Genomic DNA, 21,052 nt, shown 5'->3' on the forward strand with positions numbered 1-21,052 from the left:
ACACGGCATCAAAACATTGACACCAGCTACATCAAACAACCGATAAGTGTGGACGCTTAACACGAGCACTAAGCTCTGAAAGGAGGTGATCCAGCCGCACCTTCCGATACGGCTACCTTGTTACGACTTCACCCCAGTCATGAATCCTACCGTGGTAATCGCCCCCCTTGCGGTTAGGCTAACTACTTCTGGTAAAACCCACTCCCATGGTGTGACGGGCGGTGTGTACAAGACCCGGGAACGTATTCACCGCGACATGCTGATCCGCGATTACTAGCGATTCCGACTTCACGCAGTCGAGTTGCAGACTGCGATCCGGACTACGATCGGGTTTCTGGGATTGGCTCCCCCTCGCGGGTTGGCGACCCTCTGTCCCGACCATTGTATGACGTGTGAAGCCCCACCCATAAGGGCCATGAGGACTTGACGTCATCCCCACCTTCCTCCGGTTTGTCACCGGCAGTCTCATTAGAGTGCCCTTTCGTAGCAACTAATGACAAGGGTTGCGCTCGTTGCGGGACTTAACCCAACATCTCACGACACGAGCTGACGACAGCCATGCAGCACCTGTGTTCCGGTTCTCTTGCGAGCACTTCCAAATCTCTTCGGAATTCCAGACATGTCAAGGGTAGGTAAGGTTTTTCGCGTTGCATCGAATTAATCCACATCATCCACCGCTTGTGCGGGTCCCCGTCAATTCCTTTGAGTTTTAATCTTGCGACCGTACTCCCCAGGCGGTCAACTTCACGCGTTAGCTGCGCTACCAAGGCCCGAAGGCCCCAACAGCTAGTTGACATCGTTTAGGGCGTGGACTACCAGGGTATCTAATCCTGTTTGCTCCCCACGCTTTCGTGCATGAGCGTCAGTGTTATCCCAGGAGGCTGCCTTCGCCATCGGTGTTCCTCCGCATATCTACGCATTTCACTGCTACACGCGGAATTCCACCTCCCTCTGACACACTCTAGCCCGGTAGTTAAAAATGCAGTTCCAAAGTTAAGCTCTGGGATTTCACATCTTTCTTTCCGAACCGCCTGCGCACGCTTTACGCCCAGTAATTCCGATTAACGCTTGCACCCTACGTATTACCGCGGCTGCTGGCACGTAGTTAGCCGGTGCTTATTCTGCAGGTACCGTCAGTTTCACGGGGTATTAACCCATGACGTTTCTTTCCTGCCAAAAGTGCTTTACAACCCGAAGGCCTTCATCGCACACGCGGGATGGCTGGATCAGGGTTTCCCCCATTGTCCAAAATTCCCCACTGCTGCCTCCCGTAGGAGTCTGGGCCGTGTCTCAGTCCCAGTGTGGCTGGTCGTCCTCTCAAACCAGCTACGGATCGTCGCCTTGGTGAGCCGTTACCCCACCAACTAGCTAATCCGATATCGGCCGCTCCAATAGTGCAAGGTCTTGCGATCCCCTGCTTTCCCCCGTAGGGCGTATGCGGTATTAGCTACGCTTTCGCGTAGTTATCCCCCGCTACTGGGCACGTTCCGATACATTACTCACCCGTTCGCCACTCGCCACCAGACCGAAGTCCGTGCTGCCGTTCGACTTGCATGTGTAAGGCATCCCGCTAGCGTTCAATCTGAGCCAGGATCAAACTCTTCAGTTTAATCTCTGTATTTGTTTCGTATTTCTTAACCCCCGAAAGGGTCGAGTCATACGTCGCTACTCAAAGGAAGTGAGGTATGTTCTTAAACTTGACGTCTAAGGTACTTCACTTCTAGTGAGCACTTGATTTCATTGTGCTTGTGACCGAAGCCACATTGCACTCGCATCAAGCGCCCACACTTATCGGTTGTTTAATTGTTAAAGAGCGGTACTGCTAAATTCTGTACTACTTACTGTCTGCTCGCCTCGCTACGCCGCTTTCGCTGGCGCCGCGTTGTTTGCAGCAGAGAAACGAGATTATGAAGAAGTTTTTTTCGCTTGTCAAGTCAGCGTCACATACTGCGTTTCGCTTTCTTGCTTGCGACCTCTTCAGGTCCGCCTCTCTTAGCAGCTATCGAAATATCAGGGTTAACCCTAAGTTTTCGGTAACTGCTAAGCCTAAGACTATAACACGATTTTTGCAGATTGTGCAACTGGCTTTTGCCTAACTTGCTGCAATCCTTGCAATAACCGCGCGGCGTTCATTTCTGACTGCTTTGCGGCAGGCTTGGCTCGAATCTTCTTGCCCGACCTGTTGTGCTTGCTTGGCTTCGCGCTTCAGAACTGTCCGAACTGCGAAGGAGCGAGACTATAGCACAAGTTTTCCGTCTGTCATGCCATGCGGCCAAATATTTGTTCCAGATGCATCCACCATCTGCCACGCCTCACCAGCCGCGCGCTCTAGCGCCCTCCGCATCGCTATATATAGAGAGCTAGAGACAGGCCATCTTCCTGGCAAGCGCGCGGCCCCGCTCCTGCCTGATATAGGAGACGGGGCCGCGAAGGGGAATCGGCAAGGACGCCGGGCCGCTTACCAGAGGCCAAAGCTCCACCTACCAGCGCAGGTAGTCCACGTCGCGCAAGCGCGCCAGGTCGCGCTTGACCGCGACCTCGTTCATCAGCCATCCGGGCGCGCCCAGATCCTGCAGCATGTGCTCATCCAGATCGGCAGCCAGTTGGCGCAGGCGCGCTTCATTGCGGCGCTTGCGATAGGCGGCCGCAAGCATCGCGATGAATCCCGCGCGCGGCGCCGCCAGCTGGGCGGGCTGCGCCGCGACCGGCTGTGCGGGGGACTGTTGGCGATCCCTGGCAATGGCGGCCAGGGCGGAAGAAGACGGGGTGCAAAGCTGTGCAGACATGATGGGCTCCAGGTATTTATGCACTTTGGTAAGCGTAGTCGCCCAATACCCCGCTGAAAATCGAATTGTTTTGGGGGTATCGGTAAGCTATGATGACCAATCTCTCCCTGGGTCCCCATCATGCGCCTGCCGCTCAGTACCCTCCCCGCCTTCCGTGCCGTGGCCGAGCTGCAGAATCTGCGCGCGGCCGCCGAACGGCTGCATCTGACCCACAGCGCCGTCAGCCAGCAGATCAAGGTGCTGGAAACCCAACTGGGCTTTCCCCTGTTCGAGCGCAGCGGCCGGGGCATCGTCCTGAATTCGGCCGGCGCCGCGCTCTTGTGCAGCGTGCAGGGCGCCATGGCGCTGCTGGATGAAGGGACGATGGCGGCGTCGGCCGCAGCCTCTGGCAGCGAGCAGCGCTTGCGCGTGTCGGTGCTGCCCTCTTTCGCGCAACGCTGGCTGTTGCCGCGCATGGCGCGCTGGCGCGAGCGCAATCCGGGTCTGACGCTGGAAATCGAAACGTCGCAGCAGGTGGTGGATCTGTTGCGCGACGGTTTTCACGCCGCGCTGCGTTTTGGGCGCGGCCCCTGGGCGGGCGTGGAATCGGAACCTTTGTTCAACACGCCGCTGCCCCTGATCGTCCTGGCGTCGCCCGAAACCGCGGCGGCGCTTCCAGACTACTCGCCCCAGACGCTGGCGCGCCAACCGTTGCTGGGCGAGCGCGAGCTCTGGCAATCGTGGTTCAGCGCCGCCGGGTTGGACACACCCGTCACGCCGGTGGCTTCCTTCAACGATGCCGGCATGATGATGCAGGCCGCCGAGCAAGGGCTGGGCATCACGCTGGGACGCCAACTGCTGGCCGCGGACGCGCTGTGCTCAGGCCGGCTGGTGCAGATTTCTCCGATCAGCATCGAGTACGAACAGGCGCAGACCTATCACCTGGTCTACCGGCCCAGCCTGCGCGACTGGGCGCCGCTGGTGGAACTGAAGCAGTGGCTGCGCGACGAGCTGGAGATGTCACGCGAAAACCTGACCATCCCCAAGTCCGGCCCCGGCAAGAAAACCCAGGCAAAAAAAAGGTAAGACAGCCTCCGCTGCCTTACCTCTACCAAATCGCGACGCCAGCGAAAACCACGATCCGCAAGCCGGGATGCGCTACGCACGCAAACCCGGCAGGCGTCGCGGCGGCGGCAGGCTCGCGTCGCGGTGGACCTCAGGCTACCTTGCGCGCAGCCGGGCTGGCCGGCCGCATCGTGTCGGTTTCATTGAAGCGCTGGTGCCAGGAGAACGCTTCCTCCAGCAGATGCGGCGTCTGGCCGCCGCGTTCGCAGGCACGGTCGAAATAATCCTGCAGGGCGTCGCGGTAGGACGGATGCACGCAGTTCTGGATCACCGCGCGCGCGCGTTCGCGCGGCGCAAGGCCGCGCAGGTCCGCCAGGCCGCATTCCGTGACCAGCACATCGACATCGTGCTCGGTGTGGTCGACATGGGACACCATGGGCACCACGCTGGAGATGTCGCCGTTCTTGGCCATGGACTTGGACACGAAGATCGCCAGGTGCGCGTTGCGCGCGAAGTCGCCCGAACCGCCGATGCCATTCATCATGTGCGTGCCGCCCACGTGGGTGGAATTGACGTTGCCGTAGATGTCGAACTCCAGCGCCGTGTTGATGGCGATGATGCCCAGACGGCGCACGATCTCGGGCGCGTTGCTGATCTCTTGCGGGCGCAGCACGATGCGCTCGCGGTAGTGCTCCATGTTGGCCAGGATCTTTTCGTACACGGGCTTGGACACCGTGATCGAAGAGGCCGACGCGAACGCGAGCTTGCCCTGGTCCAGCAGTTCGATGGCGCTGTCCTGCAGCACTTCCGAATACATCGTCAGGTTCTCGAAGCTGGACGACTCGAAGCCGTGCAGCACCGCGTTGGCGATGGTGCCGATGCCGGCCTGCAAGGGCAGCAGCTCGTTGGTCAGGCGGCCGGCGTCGACCTCGCGGCGCAGGAAGTCATTGATGTGGCCGGCGATGGCATTGGTTTCCTCGTCGGGCGGCAAGGCGTTGGACGGACTGTCCGGCTCTTGCGTGATGACGATGGCGGCGATCTTGGCCGGATCCACTTCGATGCAGGACTGGCCGATACGCTGGTCGGGGGAAACCAGGCCGATGGGCTGGCGCGCCGGACGGGCTTCGGGCACGTAGATATCGTGCAGGCCCTCGATGGCGGCGGGCACGCCCATGTTCAATTCAATGATGATGACGTCCGCCTGCTGCGCAAAAGAGGCGGAGTTGCCTACCGACATGGTCGGCACGATGGCGCCGGTCTCGGTGATGGCGGCGGCCTCGATGATGGCGACGTTGATGGGGCCGATATGGCCCGCGCGCAGCTGTTCGACCGTTTCCGACAGGTGCTGGTCGATGAAGGCGATTTCACCTTGGTTGATCTTGCGGCGCAGGGTCGTGTCGACCTGGAACGGCATGCGGCGCGCCAGCGCGTTGGCCTGCGCCAGCATCTTGTCCGTGTCATGGCCCAGTGATGCGCCGGTGATCAGGGTGATGGAGAGCGGCTCGCGCTCGGCGCGGGCCGCCAACGCCGCCGGCACCGACTTACAGTCGCCTGCGCGGGTGAAGCCGCTCATTCCGACGGTCATGCCGTCCTGAACCAGCAAAGCCGCCTGATCGGCGGAAGTGATCTTGGCGCGCAGCCCAGGGTGGCGGATACGGTCGAGATGCATGGTGTCTCCAGATTCAAGGGCCTACGTGCGGCGGGGCGCGGCGTTGCCGCTGTGCGCCCAGGCGCCGTCTGACGCGGCGTTTCCCGAGGTTCCCGGGCCGACTCGAAGCGGTCCGGGAACGAATTTTCGGCAGTATAGGAAGGCCGGCTCAAATCTCGTAATGACTTAAAATCATCCAAATAAGTCATTTTTTTCATCGTTTGAGGGTTTTGCGCATAACGCGCGAGGGAGTCCCGGTCCATGGACGTGCGCGCATTGCGGTACTTCGTCGAAACCGTCAAGCACGCCAGCTTTACGCAGGCGGCCAAGACGCTGTTCGTGACGCAGTCGACGGTAAGCAAGATGATCCGCCAGCTGGAGGAAGAGGCCGGCACGCCGCTGCTGATCCGCGACGGCCACACCGCCCGCCCCACCGACACCGGCCGGGTCATGTACCAGCGCGGCCTGCAGGTGCTGGAAACGATGCGCCAGCTGTCCGAAGAATTGCGCCAGACCGCGGACCTGCGCCGCGGCGCGCTCGAGGTCGGAATTCCGCCCATGATCAACTTGCTGTTCACGCCTGTGGTCAAGCGCTTCCGTGAACTGCATCCGGGCATCCACCTGACCCTGCGCGAAGGCACCGGCCAGGCCGTGGAAGGCCTGGTCGCCAGCGGCGAACTGGAGGTGGGCGCGACCATTCTTCCCATTGCGCCAGACGGCGGCCTGGCCGCCCAGCCCTTCGGCAGCTACCCGATCTGGGTGATCGGCCCGCCCGACGCGCCCTGGGCCGGCAAGACCTCGCTGCCACTCTCCGCCCTGCGCGATGCGCGCCTCTTGATACCCACGGACGACTTCGCCATCACCCGGCGCTTGCGTCAGGCGTTTGCCGATGCCGGCTTCCAGCCCGGCATCGCGGCCCAGAGCGCGCACTGGGACTTTCTGGTGGCGATGGCCTCGGCGGGCCTGGGCGTGGCGCTGCTGCCGGAACCCCTGATGCAGCGCATGAAGACGCGCGGCCTGAGCACCGCCAAGCTGGCCAAGTCCGGCATGCAATGGGAGGTCGGCCATATCTGGCAGCGGTCCGGCTATCTGTCGTATGCCGCCCACGCCTGGCTGGAGGTATGCGACGCGGTGCTGGGCAAGCCGAAAAAGCGCGCCGCGCCGAGCGCCCGTCCTGTTTGAGTTGAATCCAAACGTTGGCCGCGTAAATAGGGTTTGCGGACGCCGCCCGCAGCAGAGCCTGCCTGCGGCGTCCGATCGCCTATCCGGCCCTATTTCTACCCTGGGTCCGCGCCGCCACAACGGCCGTCGGGCGCACCAAAAAAAATAGGGCCGCAGCGCTCGTTTTTGTTGCAACGGATGAGGCGGCGGCTTGCTATGCTCCCGCCTCGAATGCGAGCGACTCGCCCCAGAACATGACACAGACTTCCCTAACCCTGCGCGCGCAACCTCGCCGCGCCCGCGCCTCCATTTTCACTGCGCTGATCGCGGCGCTGCTGCTAGTGCTTGTCCTGCTGCCGGCCCATGCCGCGGCGCCGCCCACGCCGGCGGACACGGAAGCGGCGCTGGCGACCGCGCGCAAGCAGATCGACGACATCCGCAAGCGCGTCGCCGACGAAACCGATGACGCCACCCTGGTGAAACAGCGCAGCGACGCGTTGGACATCCAGTCCAAGGCCGACGCCGCCGCCGAGGCCCTGACGCCTCAGCTGGCCAGCGTGACGGCCCGGCTGAGCGAGCTGGGCACGCCGCCCGAAGGCGTCAAGGAAGCCTCCGACGTCGCCGCCCAGCGCATGCAGCTGGACAAGACCAGCCGGGCGCTGGACGCGCAGATCAAGCTGGCCAGGCTGCTGTCCGTGGACGCCGGGCAAACGGCCGAGCAGATCTCGGCGCAGCGGCGCAAGCAGTTCCAGGCGCGCTTGGGCGAGCGGCGCGATTCCTTCCTGTCCGACCAATTCTGGACCGAGTTCCGCGAGGAGTTCCCGCGCGACCTGGAACGCCTGGAAGCGCTGCGCGACGACCTCGCGACCGCGGTCGGACAGACGCCGAAATGGGGCTGGCTGCTTTTGGGCGCGGCGATCGCGCTGACGATCGCCCTGCGTGTCGCCATCGGCCGGGTGCTGCTGCGGATAACCGCCACACGCGTGCCGCCGGGGCGCCTGCGCCGCTCCTTTCTAGCGGTTACGCATGTGGTCCTGGCCGTCGCCACGCCGGGTGTGGTCGCGCTGTTGATCCATATGGGGCTGGACTGGAATTCGCAGCTGAGCGACAACACCTCGTCGCTGCTGGCCAACCTGGTGGGAACGGTGTGCTTCGGCGGCTACGTGTCCGGCCTGGGCTATGCGCTGCTGTCCGCGAACCGGCCGTCGTGGCGCCTGCCGCCCGTCAGCGACATTGTGGCGACGCGGCTGCGCTGGCTGCCCGGCGTGCTGGGCGTGCTGGTGGTGATGATCTGGCTGGCCGAACGCCTGCCAGTGCTGTTGAACGCCAGCCTGACCACCACCATCACGCTGACCGGCATCGTCGCGGTCCTGACCATGGCGACGCTGGGCGCGGTGCTGGCCATCAGCCGCCGGCTGCGGCGCCAGGCCATGCAGGAAAACGAGGCGCCGATCCCCTTCTGGGTGTCGCTGCTGCTGGGCGCGGTCTGGACCGTGCTGATCCTGAGCCTGGCCAGCCTGCTGGCGGGCTATGTGGCGTTCGGCAGCTTCATGGTCAAGCAGGTGCTGTGGGTGCTGATCGTGCTGGCCTCGGCCTATCTGCTGTCCACCTTGATCGAGGACGGCTTCAGCACGCTGCTGGGCACCTCGCACCGCGACGGCGGCGAGCACGAAGCGCCCAGCATGCGCGACCAGGCTGCCGTGCTGCTGTCGGGCGTGGGCCGCGTGGCGGTCGGCCTGCTGGCCGTGATCCTGCTGCTGGCGCCCTTCGGCGAAGCGCCGATGGACCTGCTGCAGCGCTTCGATCAGTTGCGCAAGGGGCTCGCCATCGGCGAAGCCCAGATCCGCCCCGGCGCGGTGCTGCAGGCGCTGATGGTGCTGGGGCTGTCGCTGCTGGCCGTGAAGATGCTCAAGCGCTGGCTGTCCAACCGCTACCTGCCCACGACCGAGCTGGATCCGGGCATGCAGTTGTCGGCCGCCACGCTGTTCGGCTATGCCGGCTTCGTGATCGCCGTGGCGCTGTCGCTGTCGGCCGCGGGCATAGGACTGGAACGCGTGGCGTGGATCGCGAGCGCACTGTCGGTGGGTATCGGCTTTGGCTTGCAGGCGGTGGTGCAGAACTTCGTGTCCGGCCTGATCCTGCTGGCCGAGCGCCCGGTCAAGGTGGGCGACTGGGTGTCGCTGGGCGGGGTCGAGGGCGACATCCTGCGCATCAACGTGCGCGCCACGGAAATCCAGATGGGCGACCGCTCCACGGTGATCGTGCCGAACTCGGAGTTCGTCACCAAGACCGTGCGCAACGTGACCCGTTCGAATCCGTTGGGGCTGGTGCAGATCAAGCTGCCCTTGCCGCTATCCACCGATGCCGAGCAGGTGCGCGAATTGATTCTACGAGCCTTCTCGGACCACGAGGACGTGCTGGACACGCCCGCTCCCAACGTCTTCCTGGACGGCATCGAAGGCGGCAACCTGATCTTCAACGCCAAGGGCTACGTGTCCTCGCCCCGGGCGGCCTACGGCGTGCGCAGCGCCTTGCTGTTCACCCTGCTCAAGCGCCTGCATGACGCGGGCCTGGAGGTGTCGTCGCCGCCCACCATGCTGCTGGCCTCGGCCCCGCCGCCGGCGTCGGCCCCTCTCGCCGTCCCGCCGCCCGCGCAATCCTAGCGTCCACACATCCTGGCTTCGTCCCGCCCCGCGCGGGACGCACAGGACTCCCGCCTCAGCCCGGCGTATACAGATCGGTATAGGTGCGGTTGCGCAGCGGCGGAGACGCCAGCGCGGCGCTCTGCACGCTGCGCACCGGATAGGCCTGCGCCTCGGGCGCGGGAGGCGCGGGCGGCGCAGGCCGGTCGGCCAGCACCGGGCCGCCTGCGGGCGGCGCCGCCTGCGCCACCGCGTTGCTGTCGAAACGGTGATCCGCCGTCGTCAATGCGGGATTGGTGCACAGCCCCTGCGCCACCAGCGCCGCCTTGGTGCGGTCGTCGGTCTGGCACAGGATGTCGATGGCCGCGGTCTCCAGACGGCGCGAACGGTCCGCATCCTTGGTCGAGGCGGCCGCCTGCATGGTCCGCTCGAAGTTGCGCCGCAGGCTGCACTTCTGGTCCTCGATCGGAATCGCAACGTTCATGCCGAAGCCAACCACGGCGCCGCCCCCGCCCGCCGAAACCATGCAGCTGTCGGACGAGAATGAACCGTAGAAACTCTGTCCGCCCAGCGGCGGCACGCTGCGCAGCGTGCTGGTCCCGCTGTTGCTGGAGTTGAGCGTGATGCCCTGATTGTTGCCGGCGTTGGTCGATCCCGAGGACGCCGATGTCGTCGCGCTGGAACTGCTGGTCTGGGCGCCGGCGGACACCGCCGCCAGCGACAGGGAAATGGCAAGCACTATGGTCTTCATGATGTCCCCTCGCCCGGACGGCCGAAGCCGTCCGGATAACTGGGTCAGTGATTGAAACCGCCGACATGGCCCACCGGGCCGATGCCGTGTATCGACCCGAACGCACCCACATTCACCGCATGGAAGGAGCCCGTCGCCGAAGCGCTGGTATCCGTCTTGGCGAACGTGGCGCCGCCATTGGCGATGCTGTCGCCCACCATGATGGGCGCATTGCCCGAGACATGGCCGTACGAATCGCTATTGGCGTACTGTCGCGTGCTGGTGACCACTTGCGTGCCATCGCGGCTGAAGGTACCCCCCACCTCCGCAACGCCGCCCGTCATGCCGAACGACACCTGGGTGGATGAACCGTAGCCATTGATCTGGGTGGCGGCCACGGAGCTACCCGTGGAGATGGATGACGCGGTGCCATTGATTGCCCCCGCGTGACCCGTGATTGAGCCACCAGGGTCCGCATAGGCCGAGACAGCGAACAAGGACAACGCGGCGACTGCCATGAGCTTTTTCATTTCAGCTCCTCCTGCTCCGTGCATGCACGGATTCACGATTACCGGCGACCGACCGGCGCGGACCGTTACCGCTCAGCGCCACGCCTGGACAATGACGAAAGGCGTGGGACTTTCGTATTGGTACGGAATGATTGCGCCGTCCTAGGCAAGTCGATATCGCCTAAACGGGCGACCGGGTCCCGATGGACGACGCCCGGCTGTAAAACAATCGGCCAGATTTGCGGCAATCTTGCGCGGCGCCCGTGCGTATGGACGAGGGAAACCGCGCCTGCGGCGCCGCGCGCGCATGCGGGTTCAACTCTATGGATGGGAATGAGCGTCGCCGCCTCGGGCAATTTCCCTAACGCGCACAACTGAAGCGGCAGGGTCCTGGGCGCGCCCGGTCCGGAAATTTCAGCGATACTACGGCGGCCGGCCGGGCGCTACCCGGCCTCATCTGTTTGGAGACCAGACCATGATCCAGGAGATTGCCAGCATCCATGTCCGCGAAGGACAGGAAGCGCTGTTCGAAGCAGGCGTCGCGCAGGCGAAGCCGCTGTTCTTGCGGGCCCGCGGCTGCCACGGCATGGAGCTATACCGCAGCATCGAACAACCGCAGCGCTATACGCTGGTGGTGGACTGGGAAACCGTCGAGAACCACATGGTGGATTTCCGCGAATCCAGCGATTTCCAGGAATGGCGCAAGCTGGTGGCGGGCTTTTTCGTTGAACCGCCGCAGGTGCATCACGAGCAAAAAGTGCTCTGAGGCGGCCGGCCTGGCCGCGTCGCGCGCGAGTCAGGGCTGTTCGGGCGGATCGTCGTACTTGCGCGCGCTGCCGCGAAAACGATCCGCCGGATACTTCCGCGCATTCTTGACCATCTTGCCTGCGACCGCGTCGGCGATATCGATGCCGAGCTGGTCGGCCAGGGCCACCAGGTACATCTGCACATCCGCGATTTCGTCCGCGGCATCCGCCAGTTTCTCCGGCGGCATCTGGCGCGACTCGGCCTCGCTCAGCCACTGGAACAGGGACACGAGTTCGCCCGTCTCTCCGGCCAGCGCCATCGCCAGGTTCTTGGGCGTATGAAAGGGCTGCCACTCCCGCTCTTCGGTAAACCGGCGCACGGCCAGCCGGATCTGTTCCAGGTCGGACATCGAAACTCCTAGCCCGCGGCCAGGCGGGAACTCGCCGCCAACGCCACGGCCACGGTGGTGCGCACGTCGGCCAGCGCGCGGTGGGTGGGATCCGAAGCGCCCACATGGCGCGCCAGGATCTCCAGCTTGTGCGAGGGCAGCTCCGGCCATGCGCGCCGCGCCAGCGCCAGCGTGCAATGGGTCGAGTTGGCAAACGGCAGGCCGGTCAGATCCGCCGCCGCGCCCAGGAAACGCCGGTCGAACGAGGCATTATGGAAGAACACCGGCAGGTCTTCGACGAAATCAAGGAAGGAGGAAAACGCCTGCGCCACCGGCACGCCGTCGCGGTCGACCTCGGCCTGCGTGATGCCCGTCAGACGGCTGATGAAGGGCGGCACCGGCCCGCGCGTGCGCACGACCTGCGTGTACTCCCGCTCAAGCGCGCCTGCCGCGCCCACGCGCACCGCCGCGAACTCCAGGATCTCGCAAGTGGCGGTGGACAGGCCGGTGGTTTCCAGGTCGGCCACGATGAACGGACCGCGCAATGCCTGTAACGCGGCGGCCAACGCCTCGCCGCCCGCCTTGCCGCCCGTCGCGCGGGCAGGCGCAGCGCCGCTTGCGCGCGGCCGCCGGTAGTAGAACGCCACGGCCTTACTCCGCCGGCCGCAAGGGCGCGAAGCGGGGCGTGCCGTCGGGCAGCTGACCGAAGAACATATCGGCCGGCCGCACCCACAAGCCCCGCTCGTGAGGCCAGAGGTGTTCATAGACCACCAGGGATTCCTCGGTTTCGGAGTGGCGGGCGGTGCCCACATAGAGGTAGAGGCCGCCCTTGTAATGGCGGTGCGAGGCGAGAGCCAGTGCTTCGGATTCGGTCATGGACGGTGGCTGCAAATGACGCGGCCCGGGCAGAGGGTTCCTGCCCGGGCCTGCGGGTTCAGATCAATACCGTCTTTATAGCGCATCGGACCGGCGGCGCCGGCTCAGTAGCGCACGTACTGCCGCTCGGCCTGCGGCTGCAGCGGTCCATTGGCGGCCGGCCTGGCCCGCAGCGCTGGCGCCACGGGCCTGACCGCGGCGGCCGCCGGCGGCGCGCCACGCGCAGCCTCTCCCGCCCGCTGCGTGATGTCCTCGGTGACTTCGCCGAGCCTGGCGGACTGGGCCAGCGACACCTCCACCACCTCCGCCATGATTTCAGTCACGCGGCGCGACGATGCCACGATATCGTCCATGGTAGAGCCTGCCGACTGGACCTGGCGCGCGCCGCTTTCGACCTGCTGCACCGAGGAAGTGATCAGGTCCTTGATCTCCTTGGCTGCCGCCGCGCTGTTCTGCGCCAGGCTGCGGACCTCGGCCGCGACCACGGCGAACCCCTTGCCGTGCGAGCCGGCGCGCGCGGCCTCGACCGCGGCGTTCAGCGCCAGGATGTTGGTCTGGAAGGCAATGCCGTCCATGACTCCGATGATTTCCGAGATGCGGCGCGAGCTCTGGGTGATGCCGCCCATGGTCTGCACCACTTCCTGCACGGTCTGGCCGCCCTGCTCGGCCACCCTGCAGGCGTCCAGCGCCAGCGTATTGGCCTGGCCCGCGCGCTCGGCGTTTTCGGTCAGGCCCTGGACCGCGACGCGCAAGGTCTGCGCGGCGGTGAAACGCCGCGTGATGTCGGTCGCGTATTTGACGACTTTGACCGGGCGGCCCTCGGCATCGAAGATCGGGTTGTAGCTGGCTTCGATCCAGACCTGGCGACCGCCCTTGCCGATGCGCAGGTACTGCCCGGTGTCATGTTCGCCGTTGCGCAGCCTGCGCCAGAATTCCTTGTATGCCTCGCCGCGCGCCTCTTCAGGCGGGACGAACATGCTGTGGTGGCGCCCTTGGATCTCGTCCGCGCGATAGCCCACCGCGCCCAGGAACAGATCGTTGGCGCGGATGATGGTGCCGTCGAGCTCGAACTCGATGATGGCCTGCACCTTGGAGATCGCGGCTAGCTGGCCTTCCACGTCCGCCTGCCGCTGTTGCTGCGCGGTGATGTCCACGGCGTACTTGACCACTTTCACCAGCCTGCCGCGGCGGTCGTGAATCGGGTTGTAGGACGCTTGCAGCCAGACGTCGCTGCCGTCCTTGCGGATGCGGCGGTAACGCCCCGCATCGCGCCCGCCTTGCCGCAGGCGGCTCCAGAATTCCGCATAGGCGGCCGATGCACGCTCTGCCGGATCGACGAACATGCGGTGGTGCTGCCCCGCGATCTCGTCCAGCGCATAACCCATGGTGTTCAGGAAGTTCGGGTTCGCCGCCAGGACGTGCCCGTCCAGGTCGAACTCGATGACGGCCTGGGCGTTGTGGATTGCCGCGACCTGCCCAAGCATGTCGGCCTTCTGTATGCCACGGTCCATGCGCAGCAGTTGGCTGAGAGTGATCCATTTCATCTTGACGTCTCCTGCCCGGAGTCCGGGTGGTTTGATGCCGTTCGACCTATCTGCCGCGAGACAAATGGAAATATTTATTAAACAATTTGCAAATATTTAATCTTAAAAATGAGCGGGCCTCAAGATTTTCAAGAAACCGATCAAAAAAATCGGGATTCAGCAACACCAGGGTTTGTCCGGACTCAAGCCGCGTCCAATTCGCGATATTGGCGAAAGATCCCTTCCCCGAAAGGCAAGCGCCTGCCGCTGTCAAAGTAAGGCTGCAATTCCGCCAGCGCCGCCACGCGCGCATGCAGCGCCATGACGTTCGGATAACGCACGGCCAGGGTCGCCATGCGTTTCGGAAAGGCGTAGAGCAGGCCATCCACGAGGTGGAACAGCGACAGGTCCACGTAGGTCCAGCGCTTGCCGCCCGCCAGCCAGGCCTGCGGCCCGCCCAGCACGCGTTCGAAATAGCCCAGGAACTTGGGCATGCGCTCCTCGCGAAAGCTGCGCGCTCGGCGCGCGGCCTCGACCTTCTGGTCTTCGTAGTACTCGCTGGCGGATATCGGATGATGCGTGTCGTGCGCTTCGGCCACCATGTCGGCGATGGTGAGCTGCAGCTGGTTCACCCACAGCCGCCCTTCCAGCGAGTCCGGCGCCAGGCCGTGCTTTTCGCCCAGGAACAGCAGGATGTTGGCGGTCTGCCCCAGCGTCATTTTGCCCGCGACCAGATACGGCGGCGCGAACGGCGGATGCTTGCGCGCCGAACTCAGGTCCGCGACCAGCGTGCCTTCATCCGCGCCGGGCTCGCGCGCGCATTCGCGGTAGGGAATGCCGCCGGCCTCCAGGGCCAGGCGCACGAACTCGCCGCGCCCGGGGATGCCGTCCCAGTACCAAAGGTCATAGGTCATGTCGTCTCCTTCCGTTGATAAGCCCATGGCTTGCCGGCGCCGGAACGAGCCGTGCAGAAGCCTCAGGCGGGAAACACGCTGACTCCGCCGTCGCGGCCGGCGGCCTGCTGATACTGGCGCGGCGACTGGCCGAAATGCGCGCGGAAATCGCGCGAGAAATGCGCGCCATCCGCAAACCCGCAGTCCAGCGCGATCTGCGTGATGCTGCTGGGATTGTTCAAAAGCAGCCAGCTGCCGTATTCCAGCCGCAACTGCCGCTGGAACGCCATCGGCGACATGCCCGTGGCCATGCGGAAGGCGCGTTCCAGCTGCCTGCGCCCGACGCCGACGTAGCGCGCGATCGCATCCAGCGGTGGCGGATTGTCGATGCGCTGCTCGATGAAGTGCGCGGCCTGGCGCACGCGCAGATCCTGGATGCCCGACAGGTCCGTGTGGAAATGTGCCTGCGGCACGCGCCCCGGGCGCACGCCTTGCAGCATCATGTGCCGCATCGCCTGCTGGGCCTTGTCGCGCCCGCAGTGCCGGGCCACCAGGTACAGCGCCAGGTCGATTGCGGCCGTGGAGCCCGCGCAGGAAATCAGGTCGCCTTCATCCACGAACAGCCGGTCCACCACCGCCCGGGCCTGCGGAAAGCGTTCGCGGAAAGTATCCAGCACGTTCCAGTGCACGCAGACCGTGCGCGGCCCGATGACGTCGGCCTGCGCCAGCGCGAAGGTGCCCGTACAGATGCCCAAGAGCCGCACGCGCTGCGCCGCCGCCAGCCGCAGCCAGTCGCGCAGGGGCTCGGGCAGGCGGCCATTGAAATAGTCGTTGCCGCCGCAAACCGCCACGTAGTCGAACTGGGTCGGGTCTTCGGGCAGGCCGTCGGCCACGTCTATGGTCAGGCCCGCACTGGAGCAGCGCGGCTTGCCGTCCCAGCTCATGACGCGCCAGGCGGTATGGATCTGGCGGCTGCGTCCGCCGTGGTCGCCCGCCAGCCGCAAGACGTCCACCAATCCGGCAAAGGCGGCCAGCGTGAACTGGTCCAGCAGCACGATGCCTACGGTCAGTGCGGGTTTCCCCTGAGGCAGGCCGCTGTACTCATCGTCATAGGAGAAAGACGGTGCAGCGGCGGACGTAGCGGTTTCCATGTCGCAATTATTCAAGTTTTTGTCCCAGGCCTTCAAGCTGGTTTTCCCGGGGATCGCCCAAGATGCACCTATGGCACCGTCCCGCAGCGCCCGCCGGCGCAGGCCGATCGGAGCCGATAAATCGACAAGGGGAATCCGACATGGCAACACCTACCCGCCGCGCCCTGCGCGCCGCATTGCTGGCAGCCGGACTGCTGAGCGCCGGCCAGGCGCTGGCCCAGCAGCAGAAGATCACCGTCGCCTGGTACGGCGGCAACTGGGGCGACGCGTTCCGCGCCTGCGTGGCCGAGCCCTACACCAAGGCCACCGGCGTGACCGTGGTGCCGGAAGTGGGCACCTCCACCACCACGCTGGCCAAGCTGCAGCAGCAGAAGGACGCGCCCACCATGGACGTGGCCTGGATGGACGGCGGCATCAGCGAACTGGCCGCCGCGGCCGGCGTGCTGGACGCGCTGGATCCCGCCGGCATACCCAATCTGAAGAACGTCATCGACCAGGGCGTGTACCGCAATGGCGGCAGCGCCTACGCGGTCAGCACCGGCTACTACTCGCTGGGCATCGCCTACAACACCAAGGAAGTGCCCCAGCCGCCGACCAGCTGGAAGGACTTGTGGAAACCCGAGTACGCCGGCGCCGTGGCCATACCCTCGCCGGCGAACTCGTCGGGCGTGCCGTTCATCTTCTTCCTGGCGCGGGTGTTCGCGGTCGACCCGTCGAACCTGGAGCCGCTGTACGCCAAGCTGGCATCGCTGGACACCGCGCTGTTCTTCGACAGCTCGGGCGCCGCCACCAACGCCTACCAGAGCGGCGAGGCCATCATCGGCGCGCACTTCAACGTGGGCGCCTGGGATCTGATCGACAAGGGACTGCCCATCGGCTTCGCCGTGCCCAAGGAAGGCGCCTGGGCCACGGATGCGCGCCTGCATCTGGTGAAGAACGCGCCGAACAAGGCCGCCGCGCAGAAGTTCATCGACACCGCGCTCACGCCGGATGCCGCCGCCTGCCTGGCCACGCGCCTATACCTGGGCCCCGCCGTCAAGGATGTGCAGGTGCCGAAGGACGTGGCGCGCAAGCTGCCCTGGGGCGCGGAGGGTTCGGTCAAGAACCTGAGCCTGTTCGACTGGAACCTCATCAACAGCCGCCGCGCCGAGGTCACGGACGCCTGGAACCGCCAGGTTGCCCGCAAGCGCTAGACCGGGATCGAACATGTCCGCTTTGCTTACCATCGAAGGCGTGTCGATGCGCTTTGGCGCCTACCAGGCGCTGGACCGCATCGACCTGGAGATCCAACAGGGAGAGTTCGTGGCCCTGCTTGGTCCCAGCGGCTGCGGCAAGACCACCCTGCTGCGCTCGATCGCCGGATTTCTCAGGCCCGAATCGGGCCGCATCCTGATTGAAGGCCAGGACATCAGCCGCCTGGCCGCGCACCACCGGCCGCTGAACACGGTGTTCCAGAACTATGCGCTGTTTCCGCACATGAGCGTGCTGGAAAACGTGGCCTACGGCCCGCGGCGACAAGGCGCATCGAAGCAGGCAGCCGCCGAACGCGCCCGGTCGGCGCTGGACATGGTGGGCCTGGCGGACTTCGGTGCGCGCTATCCCCGCGAAATGTCCGGCGGACAGCAGCAGCGCGTGGCGCTGGCGCGCGCCATCGTGAACCAGCCCAAGCTGCTGTTGCTGGACGAGCCGCTGTCGGCGCTGGACCTCAAGCTGCGCAAGCGCATGCAGCTGGAACTCAAGCACCTGCAGGCCAAGCTGGGCATCGCCTTCATCTTCGTCACGCACGACCAGGAAGAAGCCATGACCATGGCCGACCGGGTGGTGGTCATGCATGCGGGCAAGATCGAACAGGTGGGCGGCGGGACCGAGATCTACCGGCATCCCGCCACCCGCTTCGTGGCCGAGTTCATCGGCGACGCCAACTTCATGCCCTACACGGCCAGCGGCGATGCGCTGCAGCTGGATGCCCAGGGACTGCGCGTGCCGTTCCCCGGCAAGGCCGCGCCCGCGCGCGGCGTGGCGGTGCTGCGGCCCGAGGATTTGCGCCTGGCCGATGAATCGGCGGCGCATGGGTTGAACGGCACGGTCACCGACGTCATCAACGTGGGCAGCCACTGCATGATCCACGTGGACATCGGCGGACAGATCCTGGTGGCGCGCCACGGCGGCATTGCGCCGTCGGGGCTGGGCCCGGGCGCCGCGGCGCGCCTGGCCTTCGCGCCGGAGCACCTGCACCTGATCGGTGAACAGCCATGAACGCGCGCGCCTGGCGTTCGCCCTGCCTGCTGCTGGCGGCTCCCGTGCTGTTCTTCGCGGCCTTCTTCCTGGCGCCGCTGGCGGTGGTGGCGCTGGCCAGCATCACAGGCGGCGCCGATGGCTTGACCCTGACCCCGCAGCAGTACCTGCGCGTGCTGGGCGACCAATACCACTGGGACGTGATCCTGGTGACCTTCCGGCTGGCGTTCTTCACCACGGTGGTCTGCGTGATCCTGGGCTATCCGCTGGCCTGGTACCTGGTGCGCGTGGTGCGCTGGCAGGCCTGGCGGCGCTTCTGCGTGATCCTGCTGGTGGTGCCGCTGTTCACCAGCAATATCGTGCGCGCCTTTGGCTGGATGGTGCTGCTGGGCCGCAACGGGCTGGTCAACCAGGCCCTGGTGGGCACGGGCATTGCCGACCGTCCGATGCGTTTCATCGGCACCGAGCTGGGCATCCTGATCGGCATGGTCTACGTGCTGCTGCCTTTCGTGGTGCTGGCGGTCGGCAATGCGCTGGCGCGGGTCGATCCGGCCTGCGAACAGGCATCTGCCGACCTGGGCGCCAGCCCCGCTGCCACCTTCTTCCACATCACCTGGCCGTTGACGCTGCCCGGCGTGATGTCGGGCGCCATCATGGTCTTCACCCTGGCCGTCAGCGCCTACGTGACGCCTGCGCTGCTGTCCGGCGGGCGCGTGTCGGTGCTGTCGATGCTGATCTTCCAGCAGTACAGCACGGTGTTCGACTTCCATTACGGCGGCGCGCTGAGCATGGTGCTGCTGGTGTTCACCCTGATCCTGGTGGCGCTTGCCAACCGCGCCGCCGTCCTGCCGGGAGCCGCGCGATGATTGCCCGCAACCTGATCCGCCTGGTCGCCCTGGGAGTGCTGGCCTACCTGGCCCTGCCGCTAGTGGTGATCCTGGGTTCCTCGTTCACGTCCACGCCCTACCTGGCGTTTCCGCCCAAGGGCTTTACGCTGGAGTGGTACCGCACGCTGCCGATCGAGGCCGGCTACGTCGCCGCGTTCACGACCAGCACGGTGCTGGCCCTGGCGGCGACGGCCGCGGCCGTGCTGCTGACGGTGCCGGCCGCGCTGGCGGTGGCGCGCTACGAGTTCCCGGGCAAGGCCGCATTGACTTCGGTGTTGATGTCGCCGCTGGTGCTGCCGCACATCGTTCTGGGCGCGGCGCTGTTGCAGTACGGCGCCTACTTCGGCCTGACGCGCAGCTTCCTGTCCCTGCTGATAGGGCACATCGTCATCATCGCGCCCTTCGTGCTGCGGTCCACGCTGACCCTGCTCACGCCCGAACAGCGCGCGCTGGAGGAGGCATCGGCCGACCTGGGCGCGAATCCCTGGACGACCTTCTTCCTGGTGGTGCTGCCTCAGATCCGGCCAGGCATCGTCACCGGTTCGATCTTCGCGTTCATCTCTTCGTGGATCAACGTGGAGCTGTCGATTTTCAACACCACGGCGGACCTGAACACCATCCCCGTGAAGCTCTTCAACTACGTGCAATACACGATAGATCCGACCATCGCAGCCGTATCGGGCGCCACGATCGTGGTTGCGGTGATCGCCATCGTCATCCTGGATTTGACCGTCGGGCTGGACATGCTGTCCGAACGCGGCAAATAACCTTTCTTCCCTACCTTACTGTCTGGAGCCACAGTCATGCGCAAGCAAGACGCGTTCGATGTCATCTATACCCATACCGAAGGCGAGCCCCTGTGCATCGTGCACAGCGGCATCCCGTACCCCGCCGGCTCCACCATCCTGGAGAAGCGCGCCTTCCTGGAGCAAAACTACGACTGGCTGCGCAAGGCGCTGATGCGCGAGCCGCGCGGCCACAAGGACATGTTCGGCGTGTTCCTCACGCCGCCGTCCAGCCCCGAGTACGACGCCGGCCTGATCTACATCGACGGCACCGAGTACTCGCACATGTGCGGCCACGGCACCATCGCGGTCAGCATGGCCATGGTGGCCAATGGCCTGGTGCCGCGCGGCAAGGACGGCATCACCAAGATCCGCTTTGAAACCACCGCCGGCCTGGTGGTGTCGGAAGTGGCGTCCGAGGGCGACAACGTGCTGTGGACGCGCTTCGAGAACGTCCCCGCCTACGTGGCCGCGCAGGACATTCCGGTGGAACTGCCCGGCTACGGCAAGCTGTCCGCCGACATCGTCTGGGGCGGAAACTACTTCGGCATCGTCGACCTGTCGGGCTGCGACCTGCGCATCTCGCCGGACAACGGCACCGAGCTGTCGCGCATGGGCCTGATCGTGCGCGAACAGCTCAATGCCCGCCACCGCATCCAGCACCCGACCGAAGCGCACATCAACAACCTGAACTTCATCACCTTCTGGCACCAGCCGACCATCGAAGGCGCGTTCTACAAGAACGTCCACGTGTTCAGCGCCGGCCAGCTGGACCGTTCGCCTGGCGGCACCGGCACCAGCGCGATGATGGCCATGTTCGAAGCGCGCGGCAAGATGGGCTTGAACCAGCCGATCAAGTCGGAAGGCCTGTTGGGCAGCGGGGTGTTCGAAGGCTGCCTGCTGGGCGAGGTGGACCTGAACGGCACCCGCGCCGTGCGTCCCACGGTCAAGGGCACGGCCAGCATCCTGGGCACGGCGCGCTGGGTGATCGACAAGAACGACCCCGTAGGCGCCGGCTTCCTCATCCGCTGAAGTGCAAAGGCGCAC

General features: G+C 65.2%; 19 protein-coding genes and 1 rRNA gene. 9 read left to right on the forward strand and 11 right to left on the reverse strand.

Features of this window, described 5'->3' with window-relative positions:
* Positions 1 to 78: 78 nt before the first annotated feature.
* Together ACZ5YA_RS12735 and ACZ5YA_RS12740 are read right to left on the reverse strand one after the other, a co-directional pair.
* Positions 79 to 1,609 (reverse strand): 16S ribosomal RNA (locus tag ACZ5YA_RS12735).
* Positions 1,610 to 2,480: 871 nt separating this feature from the next.
* The gene (locus ACZ5YA_RS12740; protein ID WP_223283520.1) at positions 2,481 to 2,786 is read right to left on the reverse strand and encodes a hypothetical protein; all 306 of its coding nucleotides are present in this window, start codon (positions 2,784 to 2,786) and stop codon (positions 2,481 to 2,483) included.
* Positions 2,787 to 2,906: 120 nt separating this feature from the next.
* On the opposite strand from ACZ5YA_RS12740, the gene ACZ5YA_RS12745 reads away from it, so the two are divergent.
* A complete protein-coding gene (locus ACZ5YA_RS12745; protein ID WP_118935206.1) occupies positions 2,907 to 3,851 on the forward strand; it encodes a LysR substrate-binding domain-containing protein in 945 nt (314 codons plus the stop codon).
* A 130-nt stretch (positions 3,852 to 3,981) separates the two neighbouring features.
* On the opposite strand, the gene ACZ5YA_RS12750 is transcribed toward ACZ5YA_RS12745, so the two are convergent.
* Entirely contained in the window at positions 3,982 to 5,499 is a 1,518-nt protein-coding gene (locus ACZ5YA_RS12750; protein ID WP_125472970.1) for an acetyl-CoA hydrolase/transferase family protein, read from the reverse strand.
* Between the two features lie 240 nt (positions 5,500 to 5,739).
* Here ACZ5YA_RS12750 and ACZ5YA_RS12755 point away from each other — a divergent pair, with 240 nt between their 5' ends.
* Positions 5,740 to 6,660, forward strand: coding sequence for a LysR family transcriptional regulator (locus tag ACZ5YA_RS12755; protein WP_059379515.1), 921 nt, complete (start codon positions 5,740 to 5,742; stop codon positions 6,658 to 6,660).
* A 233-nt stretch (positions 6,661 to 6,893) separates the two neighbouring features.
* Positions 6,894 to 9,302 carry a DUF3772 domain-containing protein gene (locus ACZ5YA_RS12760; protein ID WP_251881246.1) on the forward strand — a complete coding sequence of 803 codons (2,409 nt, stop codon included), beginning with the start codon at positions 6,894 to 6,896 and terminating at the stop codon, positions 9,300 to 9,302.
* Positions 9,303 to 9,357: 55 nt separating this feature from the next.
* Here the strand turns inward: ACZ5YA_RS12760 and ACZ5YA_RS12765 are convergent, their stop codons facing one another.
* The gene (locus ACZ5YA_RS12765; protein WP_059379517.1) at positions 9,358 to 10,032 is read right to left on the reverse strand and encodes a hypothetical protein; all 675 of its coding nucleotides are present in this window, start codon (positions 10,030 to 10,032) and stop codon (positions 9,358 to 9,360) included.
* A 44-nt stretch (positions 10,033 to 10,076) separates the two neighbouring features.
* Positions 10,077 to 10,541, reverse strand: coding sequence for a hypothetical protein (locus tag ACZ5YA_RS12770; protein WP_059379518.1), 465 nt, complete (start codon positions 10,539 to 10,541; stop codon positions 10,077 to 10,079).
* A 454-nt stretch (positions 10,542 to 10,995) separates the two neighbouring features.
* Here ACZ5YA_RS12770 and ACZ5YA_RS12775 point away from each other — a divergent pair, with 454 nt between their 5' ends.
* A complete protein-coding gene (locus ACZ5YA_RS12775; protein ID WP_059379519.1) occupies positions 10,996 to 11,286 on the forward strand; it encodes an antibiotic biosynthesis monooxygenase family protein in 291 nt (96 codons plus the stop codon).
* A gap of 30 nt (positions 11,287 to 11,316) precedes the next feature.
* On the opposite strand, the gene ACZ5YA_RS12780 is transcribed toward ACZ5YA_RS12775, so the two are convergent.
* The 6 genes from ACZ5YA_RS12780 to ACZ5YA_RS12805 all read right to left on the reverse strand — a co-directional run bounded on the left by ACZ5YA_RS12780 (position 11,317) and on the right by ACZ5YA_RS12805 (position 16,098).
* On the reverse strand, positions 11,317 to 11,676 hold the full coding sequence (locus ACZ5YA_RS12780) for a nucleotide pyrophosphohydrolase (protein WP_251881244.1): 360 nt from the start codon (positions 11,674 to 11,676) through the stop codon (positions 11,317 to 11,319).
* An 8-nt stretch (positions 11,677 to 11,684) separates the two neighbouring features.
* Positions 11,685 to 12,302, reverse strand: a complete 618-nt coding sequence (locus ACZ5YA_RS12785) for a 3'-5' exonuclease (protein WP_118935259.1) — start codon at positions 12,300 to 12,302, stop codon at positions 11,685 to 11,687.
* 4 nt (positions 12,303 to 12,306) lie between these two features.
* Positions 12,307 to 12,531, reverse strand: coding sequence for a DUF1653 domain-containing protein (locus ACZ5YA_RS12790; protein WP_059379521.1), 225 nt, complete (start codon positions 12,529 to 12,531; stop codon positions 12,307 to 12,309).
* 104 nt (positions 12,532 to 12,635) lie between these two features.
* Complete coding sequence (locus ACZ5YA_RS12795) at positions 12,636 to 14,075, reverse strand: PAS domain-containing protein (protein WP_464092633.1); 1,440 nt, start codon at positions 14,073 to 14,075, stop codon at positions 12,636 to 12,638.
* Positions 14,076 to 14,257: 182 nt separating this feature from the next.
* Positions 14,258 to 14,968: a glutathione S-transferase gene (locus tag ACZ5YA_RS12800; protein ID WP_306636028.1), complete on the reverse strand. Its 711-nt coding sequence runs from the start codon at positions 14,966 to 14,968 to the stop codon at positions 14,258 to 14,260.
* 62 nt (positions 14,969 to 15,030) lie between these two features.
* Positions 15,031 to 16,098 (reverse strand): GlxA family transcriptional regulator, encoded by a 1,068-nt coding sequence (locus tag ACZ5YA_RS12805; RefSeq protein WP_118934479.1) that lies wholly within the window; start codon positions 16,096 to 16,098, stop codon positions 15,031 to 15,033.
* Positions 16,099 to 16,238: 140 nt separating this feature from the next.
* Here ACZ5YA_RS12805 and ACZ5YA_RS12810 point away from each other — a divergent pair, with 140 nt between their 5' ends.
* Genes ACZ5YA_RS12810 through ACZ5YA_RS12830 form a run of 5 tightly spaced genes read left to right on the forward strand, consistent with a single transcriptional unit; the run spans position 16,239 to position 21,037 of the window.
* Positions 16,239 to 17,291 carry an ABC transporter substrate-binding protein gene (locus ACZ5YA_RS12810; protein ID WP_118934482.1) on the forward strand — a complete coding sequence of 351 codons (1,053 nt, stop codon included), beginning with the start codon at positions 16,239 to 16,241 and terminating at the stop codon, positions 17,289 to 17,291.
* A gap of 13 nt (positions 17,292 to 17,304) precedes the next feature.
* Entirely contained in the window at positions 17,305 to 18,354 is a 1,050-nt protein-coding gene (locus tag ACZ5YA_RS12815; protein ID WP_464092634.1) for an ABC transporter ATP-binding protein, read from the forward strand.
* Entirely contained in the window at positions 18,351 to 19,199 is an 849-nt protein-coding gene (locus ACZ5YA_RS12820; RefSeq protein ID WP_464092635.1) for an ABC transporter permease, read from the forward strand. The genes ACZ5YA_RS12815 and ACZ5YA_RS12820 overlap by 4 nt, the downstream gene beginning before the upstream one ends.
* Positions 19,196 to 19,987 carry an ABC transporter permease gene (locus tag ACZ5YA_RS12825; RefSeq protein WP_464092636.1) on the forward strand — a complete coding sequence of 264 codons (792 nt, stop codon included), beginning with the start codon at positions 19,196 to 19,198 and terminating at the stop codon, positions 19,985 to 19,987. Before ACZ5YA_RS12820 ends, ACZ5YA_RS12825 begins: the two co-directional genes overlap by 4 nt.
* A 36-nt stretch (positions 19,988 to 20,023) precedes the next feature.
* Positions 20,024 to 21,037, forward strand: coding sequence for a proline racemase family protein (locus ACZ5YA_RS12830; RefSeq protein WP_059379528.1), 1,014 nt, complete (start codon positions 20,024 to 20,026; stop codon positions 21,035 to 21,037).
* Positions 21,038 to 21,052 lie beyond the last annotated feature (15 nt).

This window comes from Achromobacter sp. JCM 18799 (assembly GCF_055395645.1).

What these genes read in the sequence shown, in the direction of transcription:
- ACZ5YA_RS12740 (WP_223283520.1), bottom strand. Translation starts at nt 2,786, where the DNA reads ATGTCTGCACAGCTTTGCACCCCGTCTTCTTCCGCCCTGGCCGCCATT.
- ACZ5YA_RS12745 (WP_118935206.1), top strand. Translation starts at nt 2,907, where the DNA reads ATGCGCCTGCCGCTCAGTACCCTCCCCGCCTTCCGTGCCGTGGCCGAG.
- ACZ5YA_RS12750 (WP_125472970.1), bottom strand. Translation starts at nt 5,499, where the DNA reads ATGCATCTCGACCGTATCCGCCACCCTGGGCTGCGCGCCAAGATCACT.
- ACZ5YA_RS12755 (WP_059379515.1), top strand. Translation starts at nt 5,740, where the DNA reads ATGGACGTGCGCGCATTGCGGTACTTCGTCGAAACCGTCAAGCACGCC.
- ACZ5YA_RS12760 (WP_251881246.1), top strand. Translation starts at nt 6,894, where the DNA reads ATGACACAGACTTCCCTAACCCTGCGCGCGCAACCTCGCCGCGCCCGC.
- ACZ5YA_RS12765 (WP_059379517.1), bottom strand. Translation starts at nt 10,032, where the DNA reads ATGAAGACCATAGTGCTTGCCATTTCCCTGTCGCTGGCGGCGGTGTCC.
- ACZ5YA_RS12770 (WP_059379518.1), bottom strand. Translation starts at nt 10,541, where the DNA reads ATGAAAAAGCTCATGGCAGTCGCCGCGTTGTCCTTGTTCGCTGTCTCG.
- ACZ5YA_RS12775 (WP_059379519.1), top strand. Translation starts at nt 10,996, where the DNA reads ATGATCCAGGAGATTGCCAGCATCCATGTCCGCGAAGGACAGGAAGCG.
- ACZ5YA_RS12780 (WP_251881244.1), bottom strand. Translation starts at nt 11,676, where the DNA reads ATGTCCGACCTGGAACAGATCCGGCTGGCCGTGCGCCGGTTTACCGAA.
- ACZ5YA_RS12790 (WP_059379521.1), bottom strand. Translation starts at nt 12,531, where the DNA reads ATGACCGAATCCGAAGCACTGGCTCTCGCCTCGCACCGCCATTACAAG.
- ACZ5YA_RS12795 (WP_464092633.1), bottom strand. Translation starts at nt 14,075, where the DNA reads ATGAAATGGATCACTCTCAGCCAACTGCTGCGCATGGACCGTGGCATA.
- ACZ5YA_RS12800 (WP_306636028.1), bottom strand. Translation starts at nt 14,968, where the DNA reads ATGACCTATGACCTTTGGTACTGGGACGGCATCCCCGGGCGCGGCGAG.
- ACZ5YA_RS12805 (WP_118934479.1), bottom strand. Translation starts at nt 16,098, where the DNA reads ATGGAAACCGCTACGTCCGCCGCTGCACCGTCTTTCTCCTATGACGAT.
- ACZ5YA_RS12810 (WP_118934482.1), top strand. Translation starts at nt 16,239, where the DNA reads ATGGCAACACCTACCCGCCGCGCCCTGCGCGCCGCATTGCTGGCAGCC.
- ACZ5YA_RS12815 (WP_464092634.1), top strand. Translation starts at nt 17,305, where the DNA reads ATGTCCGCTTTGCTTACCATCGAAGGCGTGTCGATGCGCTTTGGCGCC.
- ACZ5YA_RS12820 (WP_464092635.1), top strand. Translation starts at nt 18,351, where the DNA reads ATGAACGCGCGCGCCTGGCGTTCGCCCTGCCTGCTGCTGGCGGCTCCC.
- ACZ5YA_RS12825 (WP_464092636.1), top strand. Translation starts at nt 19,196, where the DNA reads ATGATTGCCCGCAACCTGATCCGCCTGGTCGCCCTGGGAGTGCTGGCC.
- ACZ5YA_RS12830 (WP_059379528.1), top strand. Translation starts at nt 20,024, where the DNA reads ATGCGCAAGCAAGACGCGTTCGATGTCATCTATACCCATACCGAAGGC.